This window comes from Leptospira sarikeiensis (assembly GCF_004769615.1).
Classification (GTDB): Bacteria; Spirochaetota; Leptospiria; order Leptospirales; family Leptospiraceae; genus Leptospira_B; species Leptospira_B sarikeiensis.
This window is the reverse complement of the sequence record NZ_RQGF01000016.1, coordinates 24275-42967: the sequence shown is the minus strand read 5'-3', so window position 1 is coordinate 42967 and position 18693 is coordinate 24275. Positions and strand designations below refer to the sequence as shown.

20 protein-coding genes are annotated in these 18693 nt (G+C 41.0%); 8 read left to right on the top strand and 12 right to left on the bottom strand.

The window, feature by feature from the left end:
• Position 1: 1 nt before the first annotated feature.
• Positions 2 to 1501 carry a lysine--tRNA ligase gene (gene lysS, locus EHQ64_RS08650; RefSeq protein WP_135649091.1) on the top strand — a complete coding sequence of 500 codons (1500 nt, stop codon included), beginning with the start codon at positions 2 to 4 and terminating at the stop codon, positions 1499 to 1501.
• Positions 1502 to 1566: 65 nt separating this feature from the next.
• Here lysS and EHQ64_RS08645 read toward each other — a convergent pair whose 3' ends face one another.
• Positions 1567 to 2112 carry a hypothetical protein gene (locus EHQ64_RS08645; RefSeq protein WP_135649090.1) on the bottom strand — a complete coding sequence of 182 codons (546 nt, stop codon included), beginning with the start codon at positions 2110 to 2112 and terminating at the stop codon, positions 1567 to 1569.
• 113 nt (positions 2113 to 2225) lie between these two features.
• Here EHQ64_RS08645 and serA point away from each other — a divergent pair, with 113 nt between their 5' ends.
• Positions 2226 to 3449, top strand: coding sequence for a phosphoglycerate dehydrogenase (gene serA / locus EHQ64_RS08640; RefSeq protein WP_135649089.1), 1224 nt, complete (start codon positions 2226 to 2228; stop codon positions 3447 to 3449).
• Positions 3450 to 3451: 2 nt separating this feature from the next.
• On the opposite strand, the gene EHQ64_RS08635 is transcribed toward serA, so the two are convergent.
• Both EHQ64_RS08635 and EHQ64_RS08630 read right to left on the bottom strand, forming a co-directional pair.
• Entirely contained in the window at positions 3452 to 3850 is a 399-nt protein-coding gene (locus EHQ64_RS08635) for a putative toxin-antitoxin system toxin component, PIN family (protein WP_135649088.1), read from the bottom strand.
• On the bottom strand, positions 3847 to 4065 hold the full coding sequence (locus EHQ64_RS08630; protein ID WP_210410831.1) for a ribbon-helix-helix domain-containing protein: 219 nt from the start codon (positions 4063 to 4065) through the stop codon (positions 3847 to 3849). The genes EHQ64_RS08635 and EHQ64_RS08630 overlap by 4 nt, the downstream gene beginning before the upstream one ends.
• Before the next feature lie 473 nt (positions 4066 to 4538).
• On the opposite strand from EHQ64_RS08630, the gene EHQ64_RS08625 reads away from it, so the two are divergent.
• Positions 4539 to 4844, top strand: coding sequence for a PilZ domain-containing protein (locus EHQ64_RS08625; RefSeq protein WP_210410830.1), 306 nt, complete (start codon positions 4539 to 4541; stop codon positions 4842 to 4844).
• 81 nt (positions 4845 to 4925) lie between these two features.
• Here EHQ64_RS08625 and EHQ64_RS08620 read toward each other — a convergent pair whose 3' ends face one another.
• The 4 genes from EHQ64_RS08620 to EHQ64_RS08605 form a co-directional block, all read right to left on the bottom strand.
• A complete protein-coding gene (locus EHQ64_RS08620) occupies positions 4926 to 5135 on the bottom strand; it encodes a hypothetical protein (RefSeq protein ID WP_135649087.1) in 210 nt (69 codons plus the stop codon).
• A gap of 168 nt (positions 5136 to 5303) precedes the next feature.
• Positions 5304 to 6197, bottom strand: coding sequence for an alpha/beta fold hydrolase (locus tag EHQ64_RS08615; protein WP_135649086.1), 894 nt, complete (start codon positions 6195 to 6197; stop codon positions 5304 to 5306).
• A gap of 4 nt (positions 6198 to 6201) precedes the next feature.
• On the bottom strand, positions 6202 to 6684 hold the full coding sequence (locus EHQ64_RS08610; RefSeq protein WP_135649085.1) for a DUF309 domain-containing protein: 483 nt from the start codon (positions 6682 to 6684) through the stop codon (positions 6202 to 6204).
• Positions 6668 to 8149 carry an aldo/keto reductase gene (locus EHQ64_RS08605; protein ID WP_135649084.1) on the bottom strand — a complete coding sequence of 494 codons (1482 nt, stop codon included), beginning with the start codon at positions 8147 to 8149 and terminating at the stop codon, positions 6668 to 6670. The genes EHQ64_RS08610 and EHQ64_RS08605 overlap by 17 nt, the downstream gene beginning before the upstream one ends.
• A 230-nt stretch (positions 8150 to 8379) precedes the next feature.
• Here EHQ64_RS08605 and EHQ64_RS08600 point away from each other — a divergent pair, with 230 nt between their 5' ends.
• From EHQ64_RS08600 to EHQ64_RS08590, 3 genes are read left to right on the top strand one after another with little or no spacing between them, the layout of a single operon-like run.
• Positions 8380 to 9081 carry a succinate dehydrogenase cytochrome b subunit gene (locus tag EHQ64_RS08600; RefSeq protein ID WP_135649083.1) on the top strand — a complete coding sequence of 234 codons (702 nt, stop codon included), beginning with the start codon at positions 8380 to 8382 and terminating at the stop codon, positions 9079 to 9081.
• Positions 9082 to 9083: 2 nt separating this feature from the next.
• Entirely contained in the window at positions 9084 to 11000 is a 1917-nt protein-coding gene (locus EHQ64_RS08595) for a fumarate reductase/succinate dehydrogenase flavoprotein subunit (protein ID WP_135649082.1), read from the top strand.
• The gene (locus EHQ64_RS08590) at positions 11000 to 11731 is read left to right on the top strand and encodes a succinate dehydrogenase/fumarate reductase iron-sulfur subunit (RefSeq protein WP_135649081.1); all 732 of its coding nucleotides are present in this window, start codon (positions 11000 to 11002) and stop codon (positions 11729 to 11731) included. The genes EHQ64_RS08595 and EHQ64_RS08590 overlap by 1 nt, the downstream gene beginning before the upstream one ends.
• 62 nt (positions 11732 to 11793) lie before the next feature.
• On the opposite strand, the gene EHQ64_RS08585 is transcribed toward EHQ64_RS08590, so the two are convergent.
• From EHQ64_RS08585 to EHQ64_RS08565, 5 genes are all read right to left on the bottom strand, one after another.
• Positions 11794 to 12714 (bottom strand): 1-aminocyclopropane-1-carboxylate deaminase, encoded by a 921-nt coding sequence (locus tag EHQ64_RS08585; RefSeq protein WP_135649080.1) that lies wholly within the window; start codon positions 12712 to 12714, stop codon positions 11794 to 11796.
• A 2-nt stretch (positions 12715 to 12716) separates the two neighbouring features.
• Positions 12717 to 14522 carry a translation elongation factor 4 gene (lepA, locus tag EHQ64_RS08580; protein ID WP_135649079.1) on the bottom strand — a complete coding sequence of 602 codons (1806 nt, stop codon included), beginning with the start codon at positions 14520 to 14522 and terminating at the stop codon, positions 12717 to 12719.
• 107 nt (positions 14523 to 14629) lie between these two features.
• Entirely contained in the window at positions 14630 to 15010 is a 381-nt protein-coding gene (locus tag EHQ64_RS08575) for a TIGR04452 family lipoprotein (RefSeq protein WP_135649078.1), read from the bottom strand.
• Positions 15011 to 15112: 102 nt separating this feature from the next.
• Complete coding sequence (locus EHQ64_RS08570) at positions 15113 to 16102, bottom strand: UDP-3-O-acyl-N-acetylglucosamine deacetylase (RefSeq protein WP_135649077.1); 990 nt, start codon at positions 16100 to 16102, stop codon at positions 15113 to 15115.
• 5 nt (positions 16103 to 16107) lie between these two features.
• Complete coding sequence (locus EHQ64_RS08565; protein ID WP_135649076.1) at positions 16108 to 16791, bottom strand: DUF6989 domain-containing protein; 684 nt, start codon at positions 16789 to 16791, stop codon at positions 16108 to 16110.
• A 127-nt stretch (positions 16792 to 16918) separates the two neighbouring features.
• On the opposite strand from EHQ64_RS08565, the gene eno reads away from it, so the two are divergent.
• A complete protein-coding gene (gene eno / locus EHQ64_RS08560; RefSeq protein WP_135649075.1) occupies positions 16919 to 18217 on the top strand; it encodes a phosphopyruvate hydratase in 1299 nt (432 codons plus the stop codon).
• Between the two features lie 7 nt (positions 18218 to 18224).
• Positions 18225 to 18689, top strand: coding sequence for a septum formation initiator family protein (locus EHQ64_RS08555; RefSeq protein ID WP_210410829.1), 465 nt, complete (start codon positions 18225 to 18227; stop codon positions 18687 to 18689).
• The last annotated feature ends 4 nt before the right edge of the window (positions 18690 to 18693 follow it).

Genomic DNA, 18693 nt, shown 5'->3' with positions numbered 1-18693 from the left:
AATGTCCCAAGATCAAAAAGAAACAAACGAACTTATACAACAAAGGATCGAAAAGATCAAGAATCTGAAGGAGAAAGGTATAGATCCTTATCCGATCCGTTTTTTCCCGGATTCTGATTCCGCATCCCTTATAGAAATGTTCTCCAAGACACCTACCGGACCGGAGAAGAAGTTTTTATTAGCAGGACGTTTACATTCTAAAAGAGTTATGGGAAAAGCAAGTTTTGCCCATCTCAAAGATAAATCAGGCGTTATTCAGCTATACGCAACCAGAGACGATCTGGGAGAAGATAATTATACTCTATTCAAAAGTTTGGACTTAGGAGATTTGATCGGTATCGAAGGATACTTATTCCAAACACAGAAGGGAGAAACCACTCTTCATCTTACATCCGTCACACTTCTTGCAAAATGTGTCCGCCCTCTTCCTGTAGTAAAAGAGAAAGACGGAGTGATTTACGACGCATTTGCAGATGTAGAACAAAGATATAGAATGCGTTATGTGGACTTGGTAGTGAACGACCATGTCCGAGATACATTCATCACCAGAAGTAGGATCGTATCTGAGATCCGTAATTTTCTCACCTCCGAAGGATTTCTGGAAGTGGAAACTCCTATGATGCAGCCGATCGCTGGTGGAGCCGCTGCAAGACCTTTCGTTACACATCATAATACTTTGGATATGCAACTCTTCCTAAGGATCGCTCCTGAACTTTATTTGAAACGTCTTATCGTAGGCGGTTTGGATAGAGTTTTTGAATTGAACAGAAATTTTAGGAACGAAGGAATTTCTACAAAACATAACCCTGAATTCACCATGATGGAAGCGTATATGGCTTATGGTGATATGGGAAAAATGTTGGAACTTACTGAAAAACTCATCACCACTGTTGCCCAAAAGATCTGCGGAACTTTGAAGCTCAAATACGGCAATGATCTAGTGGACCTAAGCCCTCCGTGGAGAAGAGTGAAATACGTGGATATTATCAAAGAATATTCCGGAATAGATTTCTCTCAGGTAAAAACATTAGAAGAAGCGAAAGAAAAAGCATCTTCCGTAAAAGTGGACGCAAGCAAATGTACTTCTATCTGGAAAGTGGCAGACGAGGTATTCTCCGAAAAAGCAGAACCGAATCTGATCCAACCAGTATTTGTAACTGATTATCCGAAGGAACTTTCTCCATTAGCGAAATCGAATCCTGAAAATCCAGGTTATGTGGAAAGATTCGAACCATATATCGTAGGTAGAGAGATCGGAAATGCATTCTCAGAGTTGAACGATCCATTTGATCAAAAAGAAAGATTCGAAGATCAAGTAAAACAGAGAGAAGCTGGGGACGACGAGGCATTCATGATGGACGAGGATTATATCCGGGCATTAGAATATGGAATGCCTCCAACTGGAGGTCTCGGGATCGGGATCGATCGATTGGTGATGTTACTTACAAATTCTCATTCAATCAGGGATACCATTCTATTCCCTTTGATGAGACCAGAATAATAGCTCGTAACTAAAAAGTTATCTAATAGAAAAAGCCCCATCAAAAAATGGGGCTTTTTTATATATTAATGATTTGTGATCGTTAGCTTGGACTGAGCATCCAGTTTTTCTTTTAGATCCTTCAATAAAGATTTCAGACTATCGGCATTGGAGGAGCTTAAAGTGAATGTGCTCGTATTATCTCTGGAAGAAAAACTGAATTGTACTTCCTTGGCTGCAAGGAGTTTATCCGCAACATCCGCCGGGAAAACGGAAACTACTCGAACGGTGTCTCCGTAATCGGTAGAGGTTTTTCTAAGGTTATGCCAGGTTTGGTCCAGTTTTACTGAAACTCCTATCGGAAAACTCTCCTCAAAGGAGCTCATATAGTATTCCAAAAAGATCGGCTTCTCCCCTGTTTTATTGATAAGCACTCCCTTAAAGTTTAAGGAGCCAGGTTTACCAACGCTACAGAATATGGCCCCTGGGCAAATCGGTCCGGTTCTGAATAATGTCTGCTCTACTACAGGCTCAGGTAAAACTTGGACCCTGGCCGAACAGGAAAGTAGAAAAATTGAGAAGTATAAGGCCAGGATAGAAAGGGAGAAAAACGGGGAATTTTTGGCGAGCATCGTGTAGGTTGTCTCCGAGTGGTTTCCACTCCATTCTCCCGAGGATCTCGGAAAGGTGAAGTAAAAAATCCGTTTTCAGGGAAGCAAAGGACACGTTCCATGGCAATAGAACTATGATTTCCTACCCAAAAGAAAAGATCAACGTCCTCCTTTTAGAGAATGTGCACCAAGACGCCTTCCAGCTCTTTCAAAAAGACGGTTTTAATGTTCGTCTGCTTCCCCAGGCCTTGGGAGAAGATGAACTTTTAAAAGAGATCGAAAACGTTCATGTTTTGGGGATCCGCAGTAAAACGAATGTCACTGCTCCTGTTTTTGCAAAAGCAAAAAGACTTTTAACAGTAGGCTGCTTCTGCATAGGGACAAACCAAGTGGATTTAGCGGAGGCGGAAAAGAAAGGGATCCCTGTATTCAACGCACCTTATTCAAACACTAGATCCGTAGCGGAATTAGTAATCGCTGAAATCGTAATGTTAGCGAGAAGAGTTCCGGATCATATCAGAAATACTCATTCTGGGGTTTGGAATAAAATATCTAAAAACTGTTTTGAGGTTCGAGGGAAAACTCTTGGGATCGTAGGTTACGGTCATATCGGTTCTCAGGTTTCAGTTCTTGCAGAAGCGATGGGCTTGAAAGTTGTATACTACGATGTGCAAACGGTTCTACCTTTAGGAAACGCAACCCCGATCAATTCTTACGAAGAACTACTCTCCGTTTCCGACTTCATTACTTTCCATGTGCCTGAACTTCCTGAAACGATGAACTTGTATTCTGCAAAAGAGATTAAGGCTACGAAAAAAGGAGCTTATATCATTAATCTTTCCAGAGGAAAAGTTTTGGATCTGGAAGCTTTGGCAGAAGCGATCAAGTCAGGTCATATCGCAGGAGCTGGAGTCGACGTATTTCCGGAAGAGCCTGAATCCAATAGTGATCCTTTCATTACTCCGTTGCAAAATTTACAAAACGTAATTTTAACTCCACATATTGGTGGTTCCACAGAAGAAGCTCAAAAGAATATTGGAAGCGAAGTTGCATCTAAACTTTTGAAATTCGTAAATAACGGTTCGACTACATTCGCAGTGAACTTTCCTCACTTGGAATTGAACCCGATCCCCCAGGGAATGTACAGAATTTTGAATGTACATAAGAACCAGCCTGGTTTCTTGAAAGATATCAACAGTATGGTTTCCGAGATCGGAGCAAATATCAGCTCCCAACATTTAGGGACCAGTGCAGAAATCGGTTATCTTTCTATGGTGATCAATATGAGTGTAGGTGACGAACTGAAAGAAAGGATCGAAAAACACCCTGGCTCTCTCAAAACTAGAATTCTATATTAAGTTCAGACCAAAAACTTTAGCTTATATTCTCTAGGAGAAATGATCTCGATCTTTTGATATTTTTTTAATTTCAGAAGATCGGAATCTCCACTTAAGATCCAATCCGCTTTAGAAAATTCCGCAACATGGAGTATTTGATCGTCATCCGGATCAATACAAACTTTCGGTGGATTTCCTTTGGGTTGGAATACAACACTCCCTCCCCTAAGATGATCTAAAATCCCTCGGATCTCTTTTTCCGGAATTTTGAATTTCCTGGAACAAACTTCTTTGAATTCCGCAAAAATCCATTCGGATACTATAATTTCATGATTCAACCAAATATGGTCGAAAACTTCGGCAGTATAACCTTGAAATAAATAGCTTGAGAGAAGTACGTTCGTGTCTAGAACGATCTTCACGAGATATCTGAATAGATATCTTCCTCGTTGAGATACCCTGCTTTTTCCGCGTATTTTTTTAGGTTTTTACGGAACTGTTTCGCGTCGGTTAAGAAGAAATATTGTTTCAGTGCCTTTTGGACAACTTCACTTTTAGAAATTTTTTGTCTACGTGCGCTTTTGAGTAACATAGATTCTAATTCCTCATCTAAACTAACCGAGACCACTTTCCTCATCTCAGACACCTGTAATACAAAGTAATACACTTAAAAATCAAGAAAAGAAAAAAGAGAAAGGAGGAAAAGTGATTCCGGAATAAAATATTTCCTAAAAAACATAAAGAAGCAAATTGAACCAATTCGCTTAATAAATTAGCAATTCCAGGAAATAAATTGATAAAAATGGAAGATACGAAAAGAAGCCTTTCACCCTTAAGGAACTGGCTTTCTTAGGTAAAAAATGCGAAATTGACAGCATTTCTCTGCTACACTTTGGCAATTGTTCGCTATATTGGAAAGAGACTTAATATTTTAGTGCATTGCACGATTTTCTTTCGTCAAAGCTCCAAATAGAAGATTACTGGTATAAAACTTGCTTAAAATACAATAAACGCCGGTTCCAAGAGATTTCTCGAGTTCGTAAAAGGATCTTAATCGGAACGTAAGCGATCGACTATAAATTTAGAAAGAAATACGGGAGGAAAACCGCCATGAAATACAATAGAATCCCTTCCACCCTTAACGTCGGCTTTCAGGTGCTAGAAAGTTCAAAGTTAAGAATCGCAGAAAATGTGCTCGTTGGGATCGTCCATAGGACTGAATATCCTTTAGAGCCAGGAACGAATCTCGCAGTTCAAGTAAAAACTCTGAGTATTTCCGGTTCTATCGACATTCCAATGAAGGTCATTAAATGTGATCAAGTCTCCGATCTGGAATACGATGTGTTCTTGAATTATACGGAGAAGGATTTCGAAAAGATAAAAGAGATCGAAGAGCTGATCCAAACTTTGGCTTAATCGAATATAACAAACACCGGGAGAAGAATATCCCGGTGTCGTTTTGATCTTTGTCTTACAAACAGGTTTATTGGGATCCGACTAGGCTACGAATAGATCTGCCTTCTGGATCATTGTGAGAGAAATTTTACTCGGAGTCGCTTTTTGAGGGAAATATACAATTTCCTCTCCTACTAGTCTGCGGTTTTTATCCAACTCTACAATCGAGCCGTCTTTCAAATGTAAGATGATATCGATCCCTCTATAATTTACGTATCTTTCCATTTGTTCTTTAAATTTGCTGCTGACCATGTTCGCTCCTAACTACAAAACGTTGGAGGAAAAGTATTTGGGTACATGAAAAGTACAAGTTTTTTTTATGTTTTAGCAGGAAATTTTTTTATGTCTCGGAATTTTTGGTACTAAACAAGCGTAACCGCTAAATACGTTAGGCGTCACTTCCATGCATTACAAGCATGTTTACTTCAAATTTGTTACGTAGAATTGCTCCAGTAGCGATTCCAAAACATCGGGTCTATCATGATGCATATTATGACCCGCATCTTCTATCTCTTTATATTCTAAATTTTTAATATGAGAAAAAACCTCTTTGCTATCATCCAGAGGTAGATTTGTTTTCTGTCCGTAAATCACTAAAACATTGCAAGAGATCGTTTCCCATAAATGTCTAGTAAATTGTGGGCTCAAAAACACAGGAGGTCCATTTTTATACGAAGGATCGCTCTTCCACATAAAACCACCGTCCTCCGCTGGTTTAGTTAAGGTTTCCGTAATTTTCAAAAGACGTTCTTTTGGAAGTCTTGGATAGATAGGAGCAAGTCTCGCAGCCGCATCTTCTACAGATTTGAAATTTTTTTGGCGCTTTCTATCTTTTCCCGCAAGACTGATCTCCCAATTCTCTAACCAACCTAAAAATCTTCTTCTTTCCTTTTCAGGATCTTGGAGAGAACTAAAACCCTCGAGGCAGATCAAACTTTGGACTCTTTCCGGATACAAGCCTGCGATCCTGGAACCCAATCCCCCACCCATAGAATGCCCAAGTATATGGAATTTTTCAGGAAGAAATTTTTGGATGAATGTTTTAGTATCCACCAAGGGAAGCATAAAATGATAAAAACCTTCTCGTAGCCATTCTGAGTTTCCATGACCTCTATAATCGAATCGATAAAGATCGAAATGTTTGGATAGATATTCTTCCTGAAATAGGAAAGTCTCGGAAGAATCCATAAACCCATGGAGAAGTAATAAGGCCCTATTTTTACCGTTATCCCTCTTCGTATAATGAAGTTTATAACCGCCTGATTTGAAAAAACCGGTTTCTATATTTTGATTTTGGGCTTCGGAGACTTCCATTCGGTCATCCTCGGGGAAAAACAGAACTTGAAAACAATTCCTTTGCGTTTTCTTCTATCATTGGAAGAGAAAGTTTCTTAATTTGTTCGATTTCCCAACTATCTTCTCCGGAAAATAATTCTAATAGCGAATTTAAATAGTTAATGAGCCCCTCGTTCTTCTCAACTCCTAGAGAAGACAATTCTCCAGTTTCTGCAAGTTGTAGGAACTTCTGCCTAGACTTCTCCGCTTGCATTTTTGCACCTCGGATATTCGGCTTTACGAATATTTTATTAAGAGAGATCGCAAGTTGTATCCAACCGTGCAAAAGAAGCCTTCGACCGCCTGTTTCCTTCTTCCATTGGAATTCGAATACTTCGTGCAATTCGAAATACCTTCCGATCCGATAGAGTTTTTTACCTTCTTCCCAGGAATAATCGAATGTGGAATCCGCATCTCCCCCTTTGATCTTTTCTAAGATCGCTAATATTTCAGGATCGAATTCCATGTTCTCCCCATTCTAATTTTGAAATATTCGGAAGAGGATTTTTGAATATAGGAAGAATATCTCGGACATATCTTCTTTTTCTCATTCCGAGTAAGACTGTTCCCTTTTCCAATAGAGAAGCCAAATGAAAAACCATCAAAGAGGACAGGCTCTCCGGAGAATTCTCGTTGGAATGAAATTTTTGGATCATAGTTTCATACAATTCGGATAAATTCTCGGAGGCTCGAATACGGATTTGTTCTTCTAATAAAGGAAGAGCGGTATTCAAAACTCGAATATACTCTTCTGCTTCTTCTTTTCCTTTTTCAGAATCGATCTCGTCAATTATGGTTCTTAAACTAGGAATCCAAGATCTCTGCAAGATTGTTTGGAATTGTTCTTCGGAACGGATTTTCTCGCCGTACGCTCCCCAAAGTTTGGAAAGTGAATTCCGATTCGGATTTGCGGAAAGTGTTTCAAGAAAGGAAGATTCTAATTCCAGGATCTGTAGTAACTTAGACAAATCAGGAGCCTGGGCCTGAGGAGCATAGGAAAGCCGGACCATTCCTTTTCCTTCGCGAAACGAATTTAGAGGGCGATTGATCAGAGGAAGAAGGTCGAAGTTACTACAAAGATCCAAAATCGTTTGTCCTTGCGAATTCTTGTTCCGGAGAAATCCATCCTCATACCAGTTCCCTGGAAATTGAACTACTGCGAAACCGTTCTCTTTTCCGGCGACCTTCTCCGCGATTTGTAGGCACTTCGACAAAGAAGTATGGGTGTATTCCCCTTCCGGGATCGGAAATGTATTACTGGAAATTCCATAGAACTGGATCTTTCCCTCTTTTCTGGCCTTTTCCAAAAATAAGAATGCTTCTTTGATCCTACGATAATATTCTGCGTGAGCTTCCTCTTTCGGAACTCCTTTCTTTTCGGCATCGCTTAAGAAATATTCAGGATTATGAAGTAAGAATACATCGATCGTGGAAAGCCCTAAACGTTTACGGGATCTTTCCAGCTGGTCTTCTAAAAATTCTGGAGAAATACAATGATAACAACCGGGTTGGTAGTAAGTGATTTCAGGAAATTGGTTCTTGGTCTTCTCTTTCGATTCGACCAGTTTCATATTTTTTCCTTGGATATAACCGGCCTTAGTGACTATAAAAATTTCTTTTCGATGTAGATTTCTCTTTCGGAAGTTTTCTGCCAAGACCTGTCCGACTAAACTTTCGGCTTCGCCGTCCCCATAGTTAGCCGAGACATCGATCATATTGATCCCAGAATCTAACGCAAAATTTAATGCGTCCTTATGTTCGGGATCTCCTAAGCCGATCCGATATCCACCGAACGCAATTCGGGAAAGTCTAAATTCTCTGAAGAAAAAATAACCAGGGTTGTCTCCCTTTTTCTCTCGGGAGTATTTTTCCTTTTTCCCCTCATGAAGGGGCTCTCTATACAAAGATTGAAATGGGTCCGGAGAAATCATTTGCGTTTTTTCGAATTTTCGCGTCGCACTAGCGCACTAAATGAGACCAAGTCTAAATAATCTCCGACAAATGTCCATTTTTTGTCTTTTACTTTAAAAGTGCTTTTCGCCTAAACCTGCTTTTTTATCATACTTTGTAGAGGGACCAGAAAGAACATTTGTTCTTTTTCCCGGCCCCTTCCTCAAACAAATCGATGACTTCTTCCCATGATCCTTACAGGAGATTTTGAATGGATTTTCAAGCTGGATATCTAAGGTCTTCCATCGGTAGAAAAACTATCGTTGCGATTACCGGAATCATTTTCTTCGGCTTTGTATTCGTACATATGCTGGGGAACCTCCAGATCTTCCAAGAACCGGATAAGATCAATTCTTATGCCGAGTTCCTACAAAGTTTAGGCGGACTCTTATGGCTTGCCCGCGGAATTCTTTTGGTGGCGTTCGTTCTACACGTTTACTACGCACTCCAATTGTCCCTGGAAAATAAAAAAGCAAGGCCAGTCAGCTATGTAAAAAATAGCACGATCCAAGCCACACTTTCTTCCCGCTATATGGCCTTGACCGGTTCAGTATTACTCGCTTTCGTAATATACCATTTACTTCATTTTACGATCGGAAAGATCCAGCCGGAAAATTTCGCACTTCACGAAACGATCGGCGATAAGCAAAGACATGATGTTTATTCTATGGTGGTATTAGGATTTAAGAATATTTATGTTTCTATTTCTTATATCATTGCGATGGCACTTCTTGCTTTCCACCTCCGTCATGGGGTCACAAGTGTTTTCCAAACTCTTGGGTTAAACACTCCTTTCTGGGCACCGAAGACGAATGCATTTGCAATTCTTTACGCTTTGACCATCTTCATCGGAAATACTTCCATGCCGGTGGCCATTCTTCTTAACTTTGTGAAAGTTTCAGGAGCGCAATAATTATGAGTTTAGATTCCAAAATCCCATCGGGTCCCTTGGAAAAGAAATGGGACGACTATAAATCCCATATCAAATTGGTGAACCCTGCCAACAAAAGAAAATACACAGTTATCGTGATCGGAACCGGTCTTGCCGGAGGTTCAGCTTCTGCTACTTTGGCAGAACTCGGATACAATGTAAAAACTTTCTGCTTCCAAGACAGCCCTCGTAGAGCTCACTCCATCGCTGCCCAAGGTGGTATCAACGCTGCGAAAAACTATCAGAATGATGGTGACTCCGTTTACAGACTCTTCTACGACACGATCAAAGGTGGAGACTTCCGCGCGAGAGAAGCAAACGTATATCGTTTAGCTCAAGTTTCTACGAATATCATTGATCAGTGTGTTGCTCAAGGTGTTCCTTTCGCTCGCGAATATGGCGGGCATTTGGATAACCGTTCCTTCGGTGGGGCGCAGGTTTCCAGAACGTTCTACGCGAAAGGTCAAACCGGACAACAGCTTCTATTGGGAGCTTATTCCGCACTTTCCCGCCAGATCGGTCTTGGAAATGTGAAGATGTATCCAAGAACTGAAATGGTGGATCTGGTTGTTATCGATGGTCACGCAAAAGGTGTTGTGATCAGAGACTTAGTTACAGGTCAGATCAGCGTTCATTCTGCGGATGCGGTTGTTCTTGCTTCCGGTGGATATGGAAACGTTTTCTATCTTTCTACGAATGCAAAAGGTTCTAATGTAACCGCAACTTTTAGAGCCTACAAGAAAGGCGCGTTCTTCGCGAACCCTTGTTACACTCAGATCCACCCTACTTGTATCCCTGTTTCCGGAGACCATCAGTCCAAGTTGACCTTGATGTCTGAGTCTTTAAGAAACGACGGAAGAATTTGGGTCCCTAAAAAGCCTGGAGACACTCGTAATCCTGCGGACATCCCAGAGAGTGAAAGAGATTATTACTTAGAAAGAAAGTATCCGAGCTACGGAAACCTTTGCCCTCGGGATATCGCTTCTCGTTCTGCAAAAGAAGTTTGTGATGCAGGACTCGGAGTGGGACCTGGAGGCCAAGGTGTATATCTGGACTTCTCATCCGCAATCAATCGTTTGGGAGAACATACAATTGCAGAAAGATACGGAAACCTCTTCCAAATGTATGAGCAGATCACCGGAGAAAATCCTTACAAGGTTCCGATGAGAATTTATCCAGCGGTTCACTACACTATGGGTGGACTTTGGGTAGATTATAATTTGATGAGTAACCTTCCTGGACTTTTCGTAATCGGTGAAGCAAACTTCTCAGATCACGGAGCGAACAGACTTGGGGCTTCCGCTCTAATGCAAGGTCTTGCAGACGGTTATTTCGTTCTTCCTTACACCATCGGGAATTATCTGGCAGAAGTCGGTTTTGGAAAAACTCCTTCTATCGATCATTCTGAATTCAAAAAAGCTGAATCTGATGCAAACGCTCAGGTAAACAAATTTCTTTCCATCAAAGGTAAAAGAACTGTAGATTCCTTCCATAAAGAACTTGGAAAGATCATGTGGAATAATTGCGGAATGGCAAGAGATGATAAGAGCTTAAAAGAAGCTCTTGTTAAGATCCCACAGATCAGAGAAGAATTCTGGCAAAACGTAAACGTTCCAGGTTCCGGAGCTGATCTAAATCAATCTCTGGAAAAAGCGGGAAGAGTTGCGGACTTCTTAGAGTTCGGAGAACTTCTCTGCTTGGATGCTCTCACAAGAGAAGAATCCTGCGGAGGACATTTCCGCACCGAGCATCAAATGGATGACGGAGAAGCGAAACGTGACGACGACAAATTCTGTCACGCTACCGCTTGGGAATGGAAAGGTGTAGGTGCGAAACCTACGGAGCACAGAGAAAAACTGGAATTCGAGAATATTAAACTCGCTACGAGGAGCTACAAATAATGGACCTCAAACTAAAAGTCTGGAGACAAAAGAACGCGAAAGAGAAAGGCAAGATCGTAAATTACGATGCCAAGGGAGTTTCTCCCGATATGTCCTTTCTCGAAATGTTGGATGTAGTCAACGAGGACCTGATCGTAAAAGGAGAGGATCCGATTGCGTTCGAGCATGATTGTAGAGAAGGTATTTGCGGTTCTTGTAATATTATGATCAACGGGGAGGCTCATGGCCCTCTTCCTGGTGTCACTACTTGCCAACTTCATATGAGAACTTTTAAGGATGGAGATACGATCTATCTAGAGCCTTGGAGAGCAAAAGCATTCCCAGTGCTAAAAGACTTGGTTGTTGATCGTAGCGGTTTCGATCGCATCATCCAAGCTGGAGGATTCGTAAGCATCAATACTGGAGGAGCTCCGGATGCAAACGCTCTTCCTATTCCTAAAAAGGATGCAGACGTTGCAATGGATGCGGCTACCTGTATCGGTTGTGGAGCATGTGTAGCTTCTTGTAAAAATGCTTCTGCGATGTTATTTGTTTCCGCAAAAGTTTCTCATCTTGCCCTACTTCCTCAGGGACAAGTCGAGAAAAAAGAGCGCGTGAAAAACATGGTAAACGCAATGGACAAAGAAGGTTTCGGAAATTGCACGAACCAATACGAGTGCGAGGCAGCTTGTCCAAAAGAGATCAAACGAGATTTTATTAGAGTATTAAACAAAGAATTTATTCTTTCTTAATTGATTCTGATAGATCAGTTTTTAAAAGGCCTTCCATCGAAGGCCTTTTTTATTTGTGAGGTTTAAAGTATGGAAGAAATTCCGGACTGCAAAATCCCACCTTGGTAAATATATAAATTTCTGCCGTCCAATTCTTTATTCTTCATCATTTCCTCAATGACTGAAACAGACTTCGCAGCATAGATAGGCTCTAAATAAAGTCCGAAACGTTTTTGATACTCGTTGGATTTTTCAGACCAATGGTCTCCCTTCTTACCGAACGAAAAACCTGCTCCGATTATTTTGCTTGGATCAAGTAAACTCTCCCAAGGCAATTCAATTGAGTTTTGTCGAAGTGACGACAAATGGTTTCTCATCCAAGAAACAAACTTCTCCTTTTGTAATCCGAGAGAAATCCCAATTACAGGGAGTTTCCCCCAAAGGATCGCCGAAATCCAGGTCAGACCAGAACCTACATCCAGAATGATCCGATCGTAAAGTGTAGGATCGATTTCTTCCCAAAGAGATTGCAAACCATCCAATGCCTCGTCACAGAATAGAAATTCAGGGAGGATCACTTCGCCGGAATGAGGATTCACTTGTAAATCAGGTGATTTTGTAGGTTCTTCGACAGCCTTATTCCATTCTACCCGACTCGAATACAATTCCAGTTCCGAAAATCGATTCGCTAAGATAGAGGCAGGAGTAATAAGCTTAGGATTTCTGGAATAACCTAGAACTTTTGTAGTCACTCCGACAAATCTAAAGAATAGAACCCCGGCAAGGATCGCATTAGAATGAAGATTCCCTTGTAAAACGATCTTTCTGACGGAACCATCTTGGATTTTCGGTAGAATGCTTTTGTAAATTCCAAGTAGTTTACGGATCTTAGTCCCTTGGGAGAAAAAGATACGATCTTCTCTCTTGATGAATAATTCTGAAGAATCGGTTTTGAAAGCAAAATCGACCCCTGTTTTGCCAAGACGCAAAACGGAGTCTTCCAAGATTAATCTCCGGTTTTTAGAACTGCAAGGAATGCTTCTTGAGGAATTTCTACGTTTCCGATCTGTTTCATCCTCTTCTTTCCTTCTTTCTGCTTCTCTAAAAGTTTCTTCTTACGGGTAATATCCCCACCATAACATTTTGCGGTTACATTCTTACGAAGAGCGGAAATACTTTCACGAGCGAGGATCTTACCGCCGACAGCGGCCTGGATCGGGATCATGAATTGGTGACGAGGAATGATCTCCTTCAATTTTTCGATGATCTCTCTTCCTCTGGATTCTGCCTTAGTGGTGTGGACGATCATGGAAAGTGCATCCACAGATTCTCCATTCACAAGAATGTCCATCTTTACCAGACGAGAAGCCTTATAACCGCTCGGCTCGTAATCAAGAGAAGCGTATCCTCTAGTTAAGGATTTTAACTTATCATAAAATTCGAAAATTAACTCAGCAAGTGGAAGTTCATAAGTCAATTGAACCTTATCCTGAGAAAGATATACCGTATCCAACTGGATCCCCCTCTTCTCGATCGCGAGTGTCATGATATTTCCTACATACTCGTTCGGGGTAATGATAGAAGCCTTTACATATGGTTCTTCGGTAGAATCTATAAATACAGGATCCGGGAATTTAGAAGGGTTATCTATATCTAAAACTTCTCCGTTTTTCATCCGGATCGTATATTTTACGGAAGGTGCGGTAGTGATTAGATCTAAATTAAATTCTCTTTCTAAACGTTCTTGGACGATCTCCATATGAAGAAGTCCTAGATAACCTACCCTAAATCCGAATCCTAATGCAGCAGAACTTTCCTTCTCGTATACAAGAGCAGCGTCGTTCAGTTTCATTTTTTCGATCGCGTCTACAAGTTCTTCGAACTGTTCTCCTGCGATCGGAAAGAGTCCTGCAAATACCATAGGTTTTGCATCTTTATAACCAGGAACAGCTTCTGTACTTTGGTTCGAATATAATGTAACAGTGTCTCCAGTTCTTGCGTCGGAAACCTTTTTGATACCGGCGATGATATAACCTACTTCACCGGAGGTAAGTGAATCTGTAGGAGTGAGAGTAATTCCTTTAACCCCTACTTCGTTGACTGTAAAATCTTTTTGACTACTCATAAGAAGGATCCGATCCCCCTTCTTTACAGTTCCATCAAATACGCGAATCTTGATCACAACCCCCATATAAGGATCGAAATAAGAATCATAGATAAGTGCTTTTAGAGGAGCTTTAGGATCTCCTTTAGGCGGAGGAATTTGTTTTGTGATCTCTTCCAGGACTGCCTGAACGTTCAGACCAGTCTTTGCAGAAATTGCTACAGCATTCTCCGCGTCCAAACCAAGGCTATCCTCGATTTGAAGTTTTGTCTTCTCTACATCCGCTGCAGGAAGATCAACTTTATTCATCACAGGAATGATCGCAAGGTCCTGCTCCATAGCAAGATACAAGTTTGCAAGAGTTTGAGCCTCTACACCCTGACTAGCATCCACGATGAGTAAAACTCCTTCGCAAGCTTTTAAGGATCTGGAAACCTCGTAAGTAAAGTCAACGTGGCCCGGGGTATCGATGAGATTCATCGTATACGTATTCCCGTCAGCAGCCGTATAATTGAAGGTGGCGTTATTTGCCTTAATCGTGATCCCTCTCTCCCTTTCTATATCCATGGAGTCGAGGATCTGATCTTTTTTGGTCCGATCATCCGTGATCCGGCCGATCTCCAATAGCCTGTCGGCAAGAGTAGATTTACCATGATCAATATGGGCGATAATTGAAAAATTGCGAATGAATTGCTGGCGATAGGACATTGTTAAAAACAAATTCCAGCGAGAGGGACCCCCTGAAAAGCCTTTTACTGGGGGAAATTCGGCCCCGAACTTCGAATTCAGCGAATGTTCGAGGCAGAATGAAAGAATTAATCCAAATTGCCGTATACGTTATTATCCGGCTGTAAATTGGAACATTGGCCGAATAAAACCGCGATCGTAGGCTGTAGTTTCAAAGCACCGAAAAGTTTGATCTCTTCCACACAAGCATTTACATCTTCTTTCTTATAATATTCGCTTGGTTGCAAATTTACCAAAATTGGAGGTAAGAAGATATTATTGATATAAGTCGAACCAGCCAAATCTCCCGTGCTAATCGCATACAGTTGAGCCGCAACGGTGGCTGCCTCCTCAATTTTATCTTTCGCTTCACTTCCCTTATAACGATTGGTCAACCCTGTGGTATTCAGAGCCACACAATTAGTAACGATTAATATGAAGAAGAATAGCGGTAAAATCCCGATCCGCATTGGAAACCTCTTTAGAGAAAATTTAAACTTCGTTTTGAATTTTTAAAACGAAAGCGTTTCGATTACAAGTAGTTTTATGGAAAGAAATTGCTGATCCGAAATTTAATTTTGGATCTCCACCCCAATTTTTGTCAATTCTTCAGGATTAGAAACGAACCCAGCGATATCGATCTGCTTATGATGATCGAATAAGAAAGTCGTCATTTTTCCTACAAATCTTCCATTATATTTTTCTTCTACGAATCGTAACCAGGAAACAATATCTATGATCTCATGACACATAAATTCAAAATTATAACCCGAATCAGGATCGATAAACTTTTCTCTAGGATTATAAATTTTGTCTTCATCCAGTAACAAAACATTCTCTAAAGTAAACGGATAATCCTTCAATCCACCCGCAAGTCCGATCTGATAAAAATTTTCTGCATCCTTTTTAGCGCGAAATGCTGTTGTTCGTGCATCCCCGAAAAAGGAAAATTTTTCCGGAGTAAATTCAGTAAGGATCCTGGATCTTCCTACAGTAGTTCCAGGATAATCTACTTGATGATCTAGGATTAGATCCTCTCCGTTCTCGGAAGGTTCTATAATACAATAGCCCTTCTCCCAAACCAGAGAGAAAGGAGAAGAAACGGAGATCTTTTTTCTTTTCTCCAATTTTTTCAAATTATTCGAAGAACCATCTAAATAGACTCTATCACAATAATCGAATGTAGGAAAACTGGATTCCACTAAGGAAAAATCGGCATACAATCCATAGGCCAACATCCAAGCGAGAGGATGTTCTATTACTTTTACCTCCCCCAGCTGGATATTATGATTTCCTTTAATACAATATTCGCTTTCAAGATCGTATTTTTTGCCGTTCCAACTAAAACTAGACTTTCCGGCTTCAGTAGGTGAAACTTTTACTTTAGAAAGTTTATTTTCGAAGGTTGCTTTTCCCTCTACTTCGAATTCTTTTTGGATCGTATAAGAATAATCCGGATCGATATCCGTATTTTTTGAAAACTGATTCGGAAGATTTAAAATCTTAGGATTTCTTTCCGAAATCAAATCTTTGATCTCGGAAAGACTTTGTAGGATCTTCATTCTTCTTAAACTTTCCAGACACCTTCTACAAAAAGATAGCTAAAAGTTAATGTACCAAGATAGATCAGCATAGTCGGAAATGCCCAAAGTAGTTTGGTTCTCAAAGGTTTATGCTCCGTATGAAAATATGCGAATGTAGCAAACACTCCGAGCACAAACTCTGGAAATAATACATAAACAGCGACATGCCCAACCATGGATACATTCTGAGCATACCAAACAGGAATTAATCTCATAAATTCTTCTGAGACCAAAAAGATCAAAAATGCGGTCACACCAGCTAACGCGTATTTACCGATCGAACTCGCCTCCGGATATCTTTTAGAATATCTAGTTGCCACATATACTGTAATGAACAATGGGATCGTCCAAAGTCCTGCCATATATCCGGAAACCGTTCCGATCTTATAAAATCCGTCCGGAGGGAACACAAGCACTCCAAGCACCTTAGATAAAAACCAATCCGGGATCACTTGCAAAATACTCACGGGCAGAACGAATAGAAAGATATCCATCCAACGATCATGTTTCCAGACCTGAGCTACTAAAGGGAGACCGATATTATAAACAAGAACTAGGAAAAACATCCTCCAACCGCTTGTTGCCGGAATAGGAAGTAATAAAACTATGATACATAGTATGGTAAACGCTACATGAAAGAAGACGGAATGTTTCTCTGTGGTTTTCATCGGGGGATTTCTATCTTTTAAGCCCTTCCGGGCAATCTTTTTTCCTCCTTTTCCCGCTTGATTTATTTCCCCGTAACAAAAGGATTTCAGGAAAAATCTATAAGAGATAGGTATTATAGGAAATCACATGTCCAAATCCTCCAAAATCTCGGCGATCCGCGCCCGTGAAATCATGGATTCCAGAGGAAATCCAACGGTAGAAGTAGATGTAAAATTAGAAGACGGTTCTTTCGGTAGAGCCGCTGTTCCTTCCGGAGCTTCCACAGGAGAATACGAAGCAGTCGAGCTTAGAGACGGGGACAAATCCCGTTACTTAGGCAAAGGTGTTCTGAAAGCTGTCGAGAATGTGAACGTAAAGATCAAAGACGTTCTGATTGGAGAAGATGCGTTAGACCAAAATCGCATCGACGCTCTGATGTTGGACAAAGACGGCACAAAGAACAAATCCAAATTAGGTGCAAACGCAATCCTCGGAACTTCCATGGCAGTAGCAAAAGCGGCGGCTTCTCATACAGGGCTCCCACTCTACCGATACATCGGTGGAAACTTCGCAAAAGAACTACCGGTTCCGATGATGAACATCATCAACGGTGGAGCCCATGCTGACAATAATGTGGACTTCCAGGAATTTATGATCCTACCGGTTGGGGTGAATAGTTTCAGAGAGGCTCTTAGAGTCGGAGCAGAAGTATTCCACAGCCTAAAATCGGTCCTCAAATCCAAAAAACTCAATACCGCAGTCGGAGACGAGGGTGGATTTGCGCCGGACCTGGCAAGCAATCTGGAAGGACTGGAAGTCATTCTCCAAGCTATCGAAAAAGCGGGTTATAAACCTGAAAAAGACGTATTATTGGGGCTAGACGCAGCTTCTTCTGAGTTCTTCGACAAAACCAAGAAAAAATACGTTCTTGGCGGAGAAGGAAATAAAGAATTCACCAGCGCAGAATTAGTGGAATACTATTCAAATCTTGTCTCAAAGTATCCGATCATTACTATTGAAGACGGTCTGGATGAGAACGACTGGGAAGGTTGGAAACTTTTGAGCGAGAAATTGGGCAAAAAGATCCAGCTTGTTGGGGACGATCTATTCGTTACCAATATAGAAAAGCTCTCCCAAGGTATTTCCCAAAAAGTGGGGAACTCCATCCTGATCAAAGTGAATCAGATCGGAAGTTTGTCCGAAACTTTGGCATCCATCGATATGGCGAAAAAAGCCAAATATTCGAATGTGATCAGCCATAGATCCGGAGAGACTGAAGATGTTACTATTTCGCATATTGCTGTCGCTACGAACGCGGGCCAGATCAAAACAGGCTCACTTTCCAGAACGGACAGGATCGCGAAATATAACGAACTTTTGAGGATCGAAGAAGAATTAGGTGCTTCTGCGGTTTACAAAGGGAGAAATACATTCTATAATCTTTAAGCTTTCTATGGGTATGAATCTGGCAAACAGACTGTTTTTACTTTTACTCTTCCTTTCCGGAATGTTCTATTTCACGGTATTGGGAGAGTCCGGTCTAGTTGTAAGGTCTACCCTTGAAACCAGTCTTTCCAGCCTTCGTTTGGATGTGGAAAGACTGGAGTATGAGAATCGCCAGTTGGAAGAAAGGCAAAAACTTCTAAGAGACGACAAAGTCGCTCTGGAAAAAGAAGCCAGGAAGTATTACCTTCTTTCAGAAAATGCACAAATTATCAAATTTAGAGAGCCTGAGCCGAAACTGGAGAATCGTCCAGTCCTTGCCTCTCGTCTAATTGCTTTAAGAGCGGATCGAGATATGCCGGTCCCTCCGATCCAGTTACTTCGCTTTTTTTACGTTTCCTTCGTGGCTTTCGTATTTATTGGAGTTTTCAGGAAATTACGGAGGAAGAAACTGGAAGAACGAACTGCTACGTAAGGGA

Bases quoted from the DNA above. Each gene is read 5' to 3' on its own strand.
- EHQ64_RS08565 (WP_135649076.1), bottom strand. From the start codon at position 16,791: ATGAAAACCACAGAGAAACATTCCGTCTTCTTTCATGTAGCGTTTACC.
- lysS (WP_135649091.1), top strand. From the start codon at position 2: ATGTCCCAAGATCAAAAAGAAACAAACGAACTTATACAACAAAGGATC.
- lepA (WP_135649079.1), bottom strand. From the start codon at position 14,522: ATGTCCTATCGCCAGCAATTCATTCGCAATTTTTCAATTATCGCCCAT.
- EHQ64_RS08615 (WP_135649086.1), bottom strand. From the start codon at position 6,197: ATGGAAGTCTCCGAAGCCCAAAATCAAAATATAGAAACCGGTTTTTTC.
- EHQ64_RS08555 (WP_210410829.1), top strand. From the start codon at position 18,225: ATGGGTATGAATCTGGCAAACAGACTGTTTTTACTTTTACTCTTCCTT.
- EHQ64_RS08625 (WP_210410830.1), top strand. From the start codon at position 4,539: ATGAAATACAATAGAATCCCTTCCACCCTTAACGTCGGCTTTCAGGTG.
- EHQ64_RS08575 (WP_135649078.1), bottom strand. From the start codon at position 15,010: ATGCGGATCGGGATTTTACCGCTATTCTTCTTCATATTAATCGTTACT.
- EHQ64_RS08620 (WP_135649087.1), bottom strand. From the start codon at position 5,135: ATGGTCAGCAGCAAATTTAAAGAACAAATGGAAAGATACGTAAATTAT.
- EHQ64_RS08605 (WP_135649084.1), bottom strand. From the start codon at position 8,149: ATGATTTCTCCGGACCCATTTCAATCTTTGTATAGAGAGCCCCTTCAT.
- EHQ64_RS08590 (WP_135649081.1), top strand. From the start codon at position 11,000: ATGGACCTCAAACTAAAAGTCTGGAGACAAAAGAACGCGAAAGAGAAA.
- eno (WP_135649075.1), top strand. From the start codon at position 16,919: ATGTCCAAATCCTCCAAAATCTCGGCGATCCGCGCCCGTGAAATCATG.
- serA (WP_135649089.1), top strand. From the start codon at position 2,226: ATGATTTCCTACCCAAAAGAAAAGATCAACGTCCTCCTTTTAGAGAAT.
- EHQ64_RS08645 (WP_135649090.1), bottom strand. From the start codon at position 2,112: ATGCTCGCCAAAAATTCCCCGTTTTTCTCCCTTTCTATCCTGGCCTTA.
- EHQ64_RS08595 (WP_135649082.1), top strand. From the start codon at position 9,084: ATGAGTTTAGATTCCAAAATCCCATCGGGTCCCTTGGAAAAGAAATGG.
- EHQ64_RS08600 (WP_135649083.1), top strand. From the start codon at position 8,380: ATGGATTTTCAAGCTGGATATCTAAGGTCTTCCATCGGTAGAAAAACT.
- EHQ64_RS08630 (WP_210410831.1), bottom strand. From the start codon at position 4,065: ATGAGGAAAGTGGTCTCGGTTAGTTTAGATGAGGAATTAGAATCTATG.
- EHQ64_RS08570 (WP_135649077.1), bottom strand. From the start codon at position 16,102: ATGAAGATCCTACAAAGTCTTTCCGAGATCAAAGATTTGATTTCGGAA.
- EHQ64_RS08610 (WP_135649085.1), bottom strand. From the start codon at position 6,684: ATGGAATTCGATCCTGAAATATTAGCGATCTTAGAAAAGATCAAAGGG.